The 12,095-nt window shown below is 60.3% G+C and carries 9 protein-coding genes; 3 read left to right on the plus strand and 6 right to left on the minus strand.

All coding sequences use genetic code 11. The features are described 5' to 3' along the window. Positions 1 to 6: 6 nt before the first annotated feature. Positions 7 to 762: an IS21-like element ISPpu7 family helper ATPase IstB gene (gene istB, locus J7655_RS11025; protein WP_230924483.1), complete on the plus strand. Its 756-nt coding sequence runs from the start codon at positions 7 to 9 to the stop codon at positions 760 to 762. Here istB and J7655_RS11030 read toward each other — a convergent pair. Then, a complete protein-coding gene (locus tag J7655_RS11030) occupies positions 759 to 2,630 on the minus strand; it encodes a CHASE domain-containing protein (protein ID WP_230924484.1) in 1,872 nt (623 codons plus the stop codon). The two genes, istB and J7655_RS11030, sit on opposite strands and share 4 nt — an antisense overlap. 629 nt (positions 2,631 to 3,259) lie before the next feature. Between J7655_RS11030 and J7655_RS11035 the strand changes: the two genes are divergently transcribed. Together J7655_RS11035 and J7655_RS11040 are read left to right on the plus strand one after the other, a co-directional pair. After that, complete coding sequence (locus J7655_RS11035) at positions 3,260 to 6,268, plus strand: bifunctional diguanylate cyclase/phosphodiesterase (RefSeq protein ID WP_230924485.1); 3,009 nt, start codon at positions 3,260 to 3,262, stop codon at positions 6,266 to 6,268. A 210-nt stretch (positions 6,269 to 6,478) separates the two neighbouring features. Then, a complete protein-coding gene (locus J7655_RS11040; RefSeq protein WP_230924486.1) occupies positions 6,479 to 7,555 on the plus strand; it encodes an ArsO family NAD(P)H-dependent flavin-containing monooxygenase in 1,077 nt (358 codons plus the stop codon). A gap of 25 nt (positions 7,556 to 7,580) precedes the next feature. On the opposite strand, the gene arsJ is transcribed toward J7655_RS11040, so the two are convergent. The 5 genes from arsJ to J7655_RS20820 all read right to left on the minus strand — a co-directional run bounded on the left by arsJ (position 7,581) and on the right by J7655_RS20820 (position 12,007). Beyond that, entirely contained in the window at positions 7,581 to 8,810 is a 1,230-nt protein-coding gene (gene arsJ / locus J7655_RS11045; RefSeq protein WP_230924487.1) for an organoarsenical effux MFS transporter ArsJ, read from the minus strand. 118 nt (positions 8,811 to 8,928) lie between these two features. Then, complete coding sequence (locus J7655_RS11050) at positions 8,929 to 9,933, minus strand: ArsJ-associated glyceraldehyde-3-phosphate dehydrogenase (RefSeq protein WP_230924488.1); 1,005 nt, start codon at positions 9,931 to 9,933, stop codon at positions 8,929 to 8,931. A gap of 13 nt (positions 9,934 to 9,946) precedes the next feature. After that, positions 9,947 to 10,447, minus strand: coding sequence for a phosphatase domain-containing putative toxin (locus J7655_RS11055; protein WP_230924489.1), 501 nt, complete (start codon positions 10,445 to 10,447; stop codon positions 9,947 to 9,949). Positions 10,448 to 10,465: 18 nt separating this feature from the next. Next, positions 10,466 to 11,179 (minus strand): arsenical resistance protein ArsH, encoded by a 714-nt coding sequence (gene arsH / locus J7655_RS11060; RefSeq protein WP_230924490.1) that lies wholly within the window; start codon positions 11,177 to 11,179, stop codon positions 10,466 to 10,468. 51 nt (positions 11,180 to 11,230) lie between these two features. Continuing rightward, entirely contained in the window at positions 11,231 to 12,007 is a 777-nt protein-coding gene (locus J7655_RS20820) for a metalloregulator ArsR/SmtB family transcription factor (protein WP_275948848.1), read from the minus strand. Positions 12,008 to 12,095: the final 88 nt, after the last annotated feature.

Raw genomic sequence — 12,095 nt, forward strand, 5'->3', positions numbered from 1 at the left:
CCCACCATGCTGCCCCATCCGACCCTGGACAAGCTCCAGACCCTGCGCCTGCACGGCATGCTCAAGGCACTCGCCGAGCAACTGAAAACCCCCGACATCGACAGCCTGAGCTTCGAGGAACGCCTCGGCCTGCTGGTCGACCGCGAACTGACCGAACGCGACGACAAGCGCCTCAGCAGCCGCCTGCGCCAGGCCCGGCTCAAGCACAACGCCTGTCTCGAAGACATCGACTACCGTGCCCCGCGCGGACTCGACAAGGCGCTGATCCTCCAGCTGAGCAGCGGTCAGTGGCTGCGCGACGGACTCAACCTGATTATCAACGGCCCGACTGGCGTCGGTAAAACCTGGCTGGCCTGCGCCCTGGCCCACCAGGCCTGCCGAGAGGGCTACAGCGTGCGTTACCTGCGCTTGCCGCGCCTACTGGAAGAGTTGGGCTTGGCCCATGGCGACGGGCGCTTCGCCAAGCTGATGAGTAGCTACGCCAAGACCGACCTGCTGATCCTTGATGACTGGGGCCTGGCCCCGTTCACCGCCGAACAGCGCCGCGACATGCTGGAGCTACTGGACGACCGCTACGGCCAGCGCTCGACCCTCGTGACCAGCCAAATGCCCGTGGACAACTGGCACGAACTGATCGGCGATCCAACCCTGGCCGATGCCATCCTCGACCGCCTGGTGCACAACGCTTATCGGATCAATCTGAAGGGTGAATCAATGCGCAAACGGACGCAGAAATTGACGACGCCAGCCAACCCGGACTAACAATGCCACCCCTGCGTCGCTGCGCTCCGACTGCCCGGCCGGATGGCCGTGGAACAGGTGGCCAGATGGCCGTGGAATGCCTGGCCAGATGAGAGCGGACTGGGTGGCCGGATGGCGTGGAATCCGCATACGTAAGTCCATTCGCGTGTCTCGGAGCCCTCAAGATCGGCCTTGTAGTGGAAGACATCAACGCCTTCGACAGCCGTTCCGTATTCGCGCGTCAGTTCAGCTGAGCGCGCCTCGATCTCGCCTTGCATATGAAATTCTTTGGGGCTGCCCTTGCCGATCATCTCCTCGGCACGATAGCCCAATAGCTGCTCGGCGCCTCGATTGAACACCATGACCTGCCCTTGCATGTCCGTGGCAATGATCGAGACCTCCGAAGAAGCATCCAGCACGGCCTGGAGCAAGCCTGCAACCCGCGTCAACTCGGCGGTACGCTGGCTGACCTGCTCTTCCAGCGCGATATTGAACTGCTTCAGGTAGTTTTCTGCACGCTTGCGATCACTGATGTCGTGCATCAACTTGGCCACCCCGAGGATGCAGCCATCAGGCTCGCGGATCAGGCTGCAGGTAATCGCGACATCGATCAGTCGGCCATCTCTGTGCAAACGCTGAGTTTCCATGGCCGAGCTGCGCTCACCTCTGGATGCCTGGGCAAGCATCGCCTGGTCTTCCTCCAGCCGTTCGGCGGGTACAAGCAAAGGCGCCAGTGGCTTGCCGAGTACGGCACTTTCGGGATAACCGAACATCTGCTCTGCCGCGTGGTTCCAGGTGATGATGCGGCCGTCCAGAGCCTCACCAATGATCGCGTCGCTGGAGTTTTCAACGATGGTGGCGAGGCGCGCCTGAGCGGCCAGACTTTCCTGGCGTCGATCACGTGACATCAGCAGCATCACTGTAATCAGCGCCAACAACGCACTGGCCAGACTTCCTGCTGCAAAAACCATCAGCGGCGATACGGGCTCCAGGCGCTCGAGGAAAATAGAATCGGCTGACACATCCATACGCCAGGTGCGGCCGAAAAATGCGCGCTCCAGAGTATAGGTCTGGATGCCGGCCTGGCCGCTGACAGTCTCGGACCTGTAGATGAGCTGCCCCTCAGGGGAGTCCGTTATATCGGTCAGCTGGAGTTGAAGGCCTTTGGGTGCAATATCGAGGAAAGCCATGACCTCGCTCATGGCGAGTGGCGCATAACTCCAGCCAAGCAGCTCAAATCTGCGCAGCTCAGGGGATTGTGGAATGACTGGATCGCGATAAACGGGCAGCAAAAACAGGAAGGAACTTTCTTCGAAGCCAGCAACCTGAACCAAATTGATCGGACTGGTCAGCGTCGCCTTACCGCTGGCGGCTGCCATCACCGCAGCATAGCGACGCTTGTGCTCGGAGGCGATGTCCAGACCTATTGCCTGGGCATTGCGTTCGGCAGGTTCGACATATTGAATGACGAATAGATCTCCGTTGTGCGGAGCCAACTGCCAGATCTGGAAATCGGGTCGGCCATCGGCCCTGGCATTGACCAGGAAAGCCTCCACCCGTGATCGCGGCACCTTGCGGATATATCCAAAGCCCCGCGCGCCGGGATACTCGAGGTCGAGATTGCGCGCCTGACCATAACGCTCGAACTGAGCACGACTGATTTTGCTCTCACCGATCATGTGAATAGCCCCACGGATACCACGCAGGCGATACTCATAGACCTTCAAACGCGCAGTCAGCGCTCTCTCAATCTCCAAAGTGGCCGTCGCCAGTTCTTCTTGCACGTGGTTGTGATTATTACGAGCTTGCTGCCAGCCGGCCAAGGCACTGAGAAAAATACATAGAAAAAACACCAGCGCGCCGCAAAGCATGTTGCGTGTCAGCAGCATTTTTAAAGCTCTCAAGAAAACCTCTTCTTAAATATTCTCGACCGTATGCGATATGTATTCGCAACCATCAGGCGTAAAGCCGCAACTTGGCGAAGTTGCTATACTCATGCCGCGCTAAAAAGAAAGTACAAATTATTCTTATCCTGCCGCGGGCAAAAAACGTTTGATCATTGCCCAGACGATAGCACCTGTGGCGAGCCAGGGAATAGCTGTCTGCCTGGTCAATTAATGGCGCTTTTCGGTCACGGCGGGCCATTGAGTATGTCGAAAATCGGCTGACCATTGCCTATCATCTGCACACCTTGGCACCACACCCAACCATGGACAGGGCTTTGCTCGGCAGGCGACCCGTAACGAGTCTTGACCAGGCTGACATTGCAGCCTGCTTTTAACCAGACATGACCGAGCAGGCACTTTTCATAGACTGTCGCCACATGCCTTGTATACCTCTTGAACTGTGCCAGCCCTGACAGCGAGGCGGCACACAATAGTCTTAAGCAAGTTGCGGCGCGCGGAACAATCGCTGCAAGGCATCAGCAAGGTGGTCGATACTATCCATCATGTGAACGAGCCGGAAATTGAGGCCGCAGAACAGCAGCGCCTGCCTGCCAGAGACGTTGCAAAGCGGGTTGATTCGCCTTTCCAAACCACCACAGCCGCAGATTTCACGGGTAAACGCATACGCAGGGTTATTAGCGCATGCTCCCGATGCTTTCCGGCCAGGACAAAAACAGCGAGCGCTGATAGCGCTCTCGGATATCGCCGTGCACTCACCTAGCGCTTACATAAAAAATCGCCGCCTTGCCTTGAACACCTGCGCTCTGGCGCTGCTACTCATGGCTTTAGCCTTGAGCCTGCCTCCCATTGCGATCCTCACTCAGCGCCCGGCCGATTACGTATCAGTGCACTTGCTGCTGGAAATGTTTGCCATCAGTGTCTCGCTGATGATCGTCACTATCGCCTGGAACACACTGCACCAGAGCGTAGAGCCAACTGCACAGACCATGATTTTCGGCTTCACCAGTGTCGCCGGCCTGGACATCTTGCACACCCTTTACTACGGCGGCATGCCAGGGCTGCTCGTGGATGGCAGTACCAATACAGCAATTTTCTTCTGGCTCAGCAGCCGTGCAGTCGAAGTTGCCGTTCTCTGCCTGGTAGCCTTGGCCGTTCGACTGCCCGGCAGCCGCAATCTCTGGCTAATGGCAGGCATTGCCCTGGTCATAGCCCTGTTTGTGGTGGCGACTCAGCACCCGCAATTGCTACCGATAAGCTATATCCCTGGCAGCGGTCTGACGCCGTTGAAGCAGATCAGTGAGTACATACTGTGCGCTGCCAACCTCAGTCTGGCCTTGTGGTTTTTCCTGATGAGCCGCAAGACCCAAAATAGCCGAGACCTTTGGCTAGGCGTTGCCTGTTTCATCACCGCCATGGGCGCAGTGGCGTTTACCCAGTACCGGCAAGCCTCGGAATTCATAAATCTGTTTGGCCATCTTTACAAGGTAGCGGCCTACTGCTTCTTCTACCTGGCTGCCTTCCAGATAGCCGTGCGCAAACCCTATCGCTTGCTGGAAATGCGCGAGAAACACATTCGCGAACAGGAGGCTGAGTTAAACAACCTGCTGGACAATTTGCCGGTCGGCGTAGCCCGTATCGATGACTGCCTCAACCTGCGCTACGCCAACCCGAGCCTGATCCAAAGCCTGGATCGTCGGCCTGACAGTGTGATCGGCAAAAGCATCAATGATCTGTTGCTAAAGGACGTTGCCGAACAAATCAGGCCACATCTGCTCAAGGCAATCAGCGGAATACGTAGCGATCAGGACATTCAATACGTTCGCCCGGACGGCCAAAGCGCCTATGCCTCTTGTCTGGTGGTACCGGAACGCCAGGTTAGCGGCCGTGAGGCTGGAGTCGTGGCCATTTTCACCGACACCAGTGAGCGCGAACGCAGTCGTCAGAAGTTGATTGAATCACTGCGCGAAATCGCCGAAATCAAGGCCGCCCTCGACGCGCACGCCATCGTCGCCATTACCGATGCCCGCGGCGTAATCACTCAGGTCAACGACAAGTTCTGCGCCATTTCCCAGTACGCCCGCAGCGAACTGATCGGCCGCACCCACAAAATGATCAATTCCGGTCACCACCCACGCGAGTTCTTCCAGGATCTGTGGCGCACCATCAGCCGTGGCGAGGTATGGAGTGGTGAGGTGTGCAATCAAGCAAAGGACGGCTCGCTGTATTGGGTTCAGAGCACCATCATGCCGTTCATCGGCAAGGACGGCCTGCCCGAGCAGTACATTGCCATTCGCGCCGACATCACCAAGCGCAAGCTGATTGAAGAAGCCGCTCAGCGCCTGGCTCTACATGACTCGCTTACCGGCCTGGCCAACCGCCGCCTGATGAGCGAGCGCCTGATCTTTGCCCTGCAACACAGTCAGCGACACAGCCAGCATGGCGCCTTGCTGCTGATGGATTTGGATCACTTCAAGGAAATCAACGACACCCTCGGTCACCCTATCGGCGATCAACTGCTCAAGGAGGTGGCCGTGCGCCTGCAGGCCAACCTGCGCCAAAACGATACTGTTGCGCGTCTTGGTGGTGACGAATTTGTTGTCATTCTCGAGGAGCTTGGCAACGGTCAGGAAAGTGCTATGCATCATGCGAGCGATACCGGCGAGAAAATCCGCCAGGTTCTTTCCGCACCCTACCAACTGCATGAGCATATGGTGCAGATCAGCACGAGCATTGGTGTGGTGCTATTCGATGGCACACTGCAAAGCGCCGATGAGCTGATCAAACAGGCCGACATGGCGCTGTACAAGGCCAAAGATGCCGGACGCGACCAGTTATGCTTCTTCGACAACACATTGCAGAACGAGATCAATCAGCGCGCCCAGTTACAGCGAGAGTTGCGCCTGGCAATCGAGAAGGACGAGTTACGTCTGTTCTATCAACCCGTGGTCAATACTGACGAACAAATTCTTGGCTATGAAGCCCTGCTGCGCTGGCAAAGCCCACAGCGCGGAATGGTTTCCCCATTACAGTTCATCCCCCTCGCAGAAGAAAGTGGCCTGATCATTCCCATCGGCCAATGGGTAATGAGCACCGCCTGCCGTCAACTGGCCGAGTGGCAGCACGATCCTGTGCGCCAGGCTTGGACCATTGCCGTGAATATCAGTGCACGGCAGCTCAGCCAGCCCGATTTCGTCCAGCAAGTCCTAAACATCCTAGCCAGCACCAACGCACCGGCCAGACGCCTGCGCCTGGAGATCACCGAATCCATGCTGCAGCACGATCTGGCGGTCACCATCGGCAAGATGCAGGCACTTCGCCAAATCGGTGTACGGTTTTCGCTGGATGACTTTGGTACCGGCTATTCGTCCATGAGTTACCTCAAGCATATGCCGCTGGACCAACTGAAAATCGATAAGTCCTTTATCGACGACATTCTTGTGGACAATACCGACAGCGCCATCGCCAGTACCGTGGTCACTCTGGCGGATAATCTCGGCCTGGAGGTAGTAGCCGAAGGCGTGGAGCAGCGTAAACAGCTTGATTTGCTGGTATCGCTCGGCTGCCATGCATTCCAGGGATACCTGTTCGGAAAGCCGGGGCCACTGCCACCCGCGAAATAGGTCTAATCCGCAAAATCGCGCTACGAGAATGCTCTTAGGGTCTGTACGATAAGTCGCCCAGCGGAGGTCAGGCGATAGCGATGGCGGCCCCGCACAAGTAGAAACCGGCCAATAGCAGTCCTTCAATGAACAGCGCTCGAGTTGCCGCGCGTCACTTTCAAGGGCAAGTAAGCATATAGACTCCTTCCGTTGAGACGCAGGAACCACCATATGAAAACCAACGCTGATACGCCGATAGATGTCGTCATTATCGGGGGTGGGCAAGCCGCTTTAGCCACCGCATATTTCCTGCGTCGTACTGGTTTGTCATTCGTGATGCTCGATGCCGAGGACGGCCCAGGCGGTGCCTGGCGCCATGGCTGGAATTCCCTGCGACTGTTCTCCCCGGCAACCTGGAGTTCGATTCCCGGCTGGATGATGCCGCCAGCCGAAGATGGCTACCCGACACGCGATCACGTCGTCGATTACCTCGCGCGCTACGAGGATCGCTACCAGTTTAGAGTGCAGCGCCCCGTGCGGGTCACTTCGGTGGAACGCCGCGCAGGGTCGTTGCGCGTGCATGCCGCGCATCAGTATTGGGACGCCAGGGCGGTGGTCAGTGCCACCGGCACCTGGAGCCATCCCCATATTCCCCACTATCCAGGCAGCGAGCTGTTTGGCGGCGAGCAATTGCACTCGGCCCACTATGTCGAAGCGCAACCGTTCGCGGGTAAACGGGTGCTGGTGGTGGGCGGCGGCAACTCCGGGGCGCAGATTCTGGCAGAGGTGTCGAAAGTGGCCGACGCCACCTGGGTGACGCCCACCGAGCCGCTGTTCCTGCCCGACGATGTCGACGGTCGCGTACTGTTCGAGCGCGCCACCGAGCGCTGGAAAGCCCAGCAGGAAGGTCGCGTCATCGACCAACCGGTGGGCGGGCTCGGCGATGTGGTGATGGTACCGCCCGTGGTCGAGGCACGCGAGCGCGGCGTGCTGCACGCGGTACGCCCGTTCGAATGCTTCACCCGCGATGGCGTGCTCTGGCCAGATGGCACGCAGAGCGCAGTGGATGTGGTGATCTGGTGTACCGGTTTCAAACCTGCGCTGGACCACCTGGCCAGCCTGGGGCTGCTCACCGATGAAGGGCGAATCGAGGTCGAAGGCACCCGCGCCATCCACGAACCCAGGCTATGGCTGGTGGGCTACGGCGAATGGACGGGCTCGGCGTCGGCCACCCTGATCGGGGTGACTCGCACCGCGCGCAGCACCGCCGCCGAAATCGAGCAGTTCCTGAGCAAGGCGCAGGCCTGAACGCCTCGGCGGCTGAGCCGACAGTTCAGATTTGCCGAGCGGCATCGCGATGCCTAGGCAAGGCGATGGAAATCAGCGCGGCAGCCAGCACGAAGGCGCTGGACACCCACAGGCAGGCCTGTAGCCCATAAGCCTGGAAAACCCAGCCCGACAGCAGCGTGCCGATCAGCCGGCCCAGAGCGTTGGACATGTAGTAGAAGCCGACGTCCAGCGATACGCCGTCCTCCTTGGCGTAGCTGACGATCAGGTAGCTGTGCAACGAGGAATTCACCGCGAACAGCACGCCGAACAGCATCAGCCCGCCGAGCAAGACAACATGTGCCGACCAGCCAGTGCCCAGACCCAAGGCGATCAGCGCCGGCAGCCCCGCCAGCGATGTCGCCCAGAGGAATGCGGCGCGGCCGTCCGGCACATGCCCGCTTTGCTTGCCGGTGATACGCGGGGCAAGCGATTGCACGATGCCGTAGCCGATCACCCAACTGGCGAGAAAACCGCCCACCAGCCAGAACTCCCAGCCGAACACCGTGCTCAGGTAAACCGGCAGCGCCACCACGAACCAGACGTCGCGCGCACCGAACAGGAACAGCCGGGCGGCCGAGAGAATGTTGATCGCCCGGCTCTTGGACAGCATGTCGCGGAATTTCGGCTTGGCCTTGGCCTTGCCCAGATCCTTCTTCAGCAGCACCAGGCTGGCCAGCCAGATCAGCGCCAGCACAGCGGCCATGGCCAGCACCGCACCGGTGAAGCCGAGCACGGCGAGCAGCGCGCCACCGAGGAAGAAGCCGACGCCCTTGAGCGCATTCTTCGAGCCAGTGAGGATCGCCACCCACTTGTACAGGGTGCCCTGCTGACTGTCCGGCACCAGGAGCTTGATCGAGCTCTTGGCGCTCATCTTGTTCAGATCCTTGGCGATACCGGACAGCGCCTGGGCGCCCATGACCCAGGGCACGGTCAACCAGACAGCCGGCACGGTGAGCATCAACAGCGCCAGCACCTGCAGGCCGAGGCCAATGTTCATGGTGCGGTTGAGGCCCAGCCGCGCGCCCAGGTAGCCGCCCACCAGGTTGGTGACCACACCGAAGATTTCGTAGAACAGAAACAGCGCGGCAATCTGCAACGGCGTGTAGCCAAGGCTGTGAAAGTGCAGTACCACCAGCATGCGCAACGCGCCGTCGGTGAGGGTGAAAGCCCAGTAGTTGCCGGTCACCAGCAGGTACTGGCGCACCTCGGGGGCCAGACGGGATAAGGCATGCATAACAAATCCTGTGTAAACCGTGGGAGGGGCTTTAGCCGCGACAGCAGAGTGAGTGGATGACGCCTTTTTCATTCACCTTGGTTATCTGGTAGATGGATAAAGCGTCATCCACCACGGGTCAATCGGCTGCCCCGACCATGCGCGCCAGCTCCACCGCGCGGTTGGCGTAGCCCCACTCGTTGTCGTACCAGGCATAGATCTTCACCTGAGTGCCGGCCACCACCATGGTCGACAGCGCATCGACGATGGACGAGCGCGAATCGGTGCGGTAGTCGATGGACACCAGCGGGCGCTCCTCATAACCCAGGATGTTCTTCAGCGGGCCATCGGCGGCCGCCTTGAGCATCGCGTTGACTTCCTCGGCCGTGGTGGCGCGCTCCACCTCGAACACGCAGTCGGTCAGCGAGGCGTTGGCCAGCGGCACGCGTACGGCATGGCCGTTGAGCTTGCCGCGCAGCTCGGGGAAGATCTCGGCAATCGCCGTGGCCGAGCCGGTGGTGGTCGGAATCAGGCTCATGCTAGATGCGCGGGCGCGACGCAGATCTTTGTGCGGCTGGTCGAGGATGCTCTGGGTGTTGGTCAGGTCGTGGATGGTAGTGATCGAACCGTGACGGATGCCCAGCGCCTCGTGGATCACCTTGACCACCGGTGCCAGGCAGTTGGTGGTGCAGGACGCCGCGGTGACGATGCGGTGCTGCGCCGGGTCGAACAGGTGCTGGTTGACGCCCATCACCACGTTCAGCGCGCCCTGCTCCTTGACCGGCGCGCAGACCACCACGCGCTCCACGCCCTGGTCCAGATAACCCTGCAGCACGGCGACCGTCTTCATCTTGCCGCTGGCCTCGAGCACCAGATCGCAACCGCTCCAGTCGGTGTCAGCGATGGCCTTGTTGGCGCTGACTTTGATGCGCTTGCCATCGATCACCACGTAATCGCCGTCGCTGCTCGCCTCATGCTGCCAGCGGCCATGCACCGAGTCGAAATTGAGCAGGTGCGCGTGGGTGGCGGCGTCGCCAGCCGGGTCGTTGATCTGCACGAACTCCAGTTCGGGCCAGTTCCAGGCCGCGCGCAGGGCCAGACGGCCGATGCGGCCAAAACCGTTGATGCCTACCTTGATGGTCATGTCGATGCCTCTGTCAGTGGGTCGCGTCGAACTGGTTGATCCAGTTGACGTGGGCGGGATGCTGGATGGTCTTGGGCCGCAGTGCCTGCACCAGGGCGATGGCCTCATCGCGTGCGATGCCGGCTTCGATGAGGAGGCGCGCGGCGATCAGGCCGGTGCGCCCGGAGCCGCCCTTGCAGTGAATGGCCAGCGCTTGGCCGCCACGCAGGTGCTCGACAATCGCCAGGCGCGATGCCCGCCAGCCTTCGCCGAACGCCTCCAGCGGCACCTGCTCGTCGGCCACCGGCAGGTGATACCAGGCCAGGTCCAAGGCCTGGCACTGCTGGGCGATTTGCTCGGCGCCGTTGGCAGCAAGCTCGTTGTAGGGCATCAGCGTGATCACGCCCGCAGCCCCGGCCTGCTTCAACGCCAGCAGCGCTGCTTCGAGCGTGGTTTCACGGGTGCCCGGGCAAGGCGTGAAGATCAGCGCGCCGGCCAGGCCGGGCACCTTTAGTACGTCGTAGGGGTGAGTCATGGCGGGCAATTCCTTCGCTCAGATGGCGCGCTGATTGACGCGCTTGGACAGTTCTTCGGCCGACTCCTTGCGCTCGGAATAACGGTCGACCAGGTAGTCGGAGCGATCGCGCAGCAGCAGGGTGAACTTGACCAGTTCCTCCATCACGTCTACCAGGCGGTCGTAGAACGAGGACGGTTTCATCCGGCCATCCGCGTCGAACTCCATGAAGGCCTTGGGCACCGAGGACTGGTTGGGGATGGTGAACATGCGCATCCAGCGCCCCAGTACGCGCAACTGGTTGACCACGTTGAACGACTGCGAGCCACCGCAGACCTGCATCACCGCCAGGGTCTTGCCCTGGGTCGGGCGGACCGCGCCCATAGCCAGCGGCACCCAGTCGATCTGCGCCTTGAACACGGCAGTCATCGCGCCGTGACGCTCGGGAGAGCACCACACCTGGCCTTCCGACCACTGCATCAGCTCACGCAGCTCCTGCACCTTGGGATGACTGTCCGGGGCATCGTCCGGCAGCGGCAGGCCGCGCGGGTCGAAAATTCGCGTCTCGGCACCGAAGTGCTGCAACAGGCGCGCGGCCTCCTCGGTCAGCAGGCGGCTGAAGGACTTCTCGCGAGTGGAGCCATACAACAGCAGGATGCGCGGCGCGTGGGTCGAGGCAGGCTCGATGGTGAGCTTGTCCGAGGTCGGTAGATCGAGCAGTTGCCGATCGATGTTGGGCAGATCGTCTTGCATGGTGCCGCTCCAGAAAATGGCTCAGAACAGGGTCTTCACGAGGCTCGACTCTCAGTCACAAGCCGGCTTGCGCCCAGGGCGGTCACGCATCTGCCAGAGGCGCTGCACATCCGGGCGCAGCCACTCGGCATTGCTGTCCAGGGTGCGCTTGAGCACGTCCCTGACCCACTCGGGCAACTGCGGATGCAGGCGGTAGTACACCCACTGCCCGTTACGGCGGTCTTCCAGCAGACCGCTGCTGCGCAGTAACGCCAGGTGCCGGGAAATCTTCGGTTGCGCCTCTTCCAGCGCGGCGGTCAGCTCGCAGACGCACAGCTCCTGCTCCAGGGTGACGAGCATGGCGATACGCGCCCGCGTTTCATCGGCCAGGCACTTGAACAGCTCGGTAGGCGTCATGTCGTCATTGGCAGCACTGGCTGGCTTGCTCTTGATCAGCACGAACATCTTTATCCGCTCGTGGATCTCGTGCAGGGTCTTGCGATAGGCGTCCTTCTGCGAGTTGGTCGCCGGGTCTTCGAAGTTCCAGGCGATGTATTCACCGGTGCCAGGCAGCGCCAGACACTCCAGCGCAGACTTGTCGCATAGGGTGATCACATAGTCGAAAGGCTCGCCCGCCACCTGCTCGACGGACTTGCTGAACAGCCCTTCGGTAGAGACGCCCAACTGTTCCAACGCATTGCGCGTACGCGGGTCTACCTCGGTGGGCGCGGTGCCCGCACTGAAGGCTTCGAAGTGTTCGGAGTCGGTGTGGCGCAGCAGCGCTTCGGCCATCTGCGAGCGCGACGAGTTGGCCACGCAGAGGAACAGCACACGCTTTTTCTGGCTCATGTTGATTTCCGTCAAGGATGCACATGAGCGAATATATTATTTTTCGAATATACAGTAAAGCGAATATGTTTGATTCATTCGCCCATGA

This window comes from Pseudomonas wenzhouensis, from assembly GCF_021029445.1.
Lineage (GTDB): Bacteria > Pseudomonadota > Gammaproteobacteria > Pseudomonadales > Pseudomonadaceae > Aquipseudomonas > Aquipseudomonas wenzhouensis.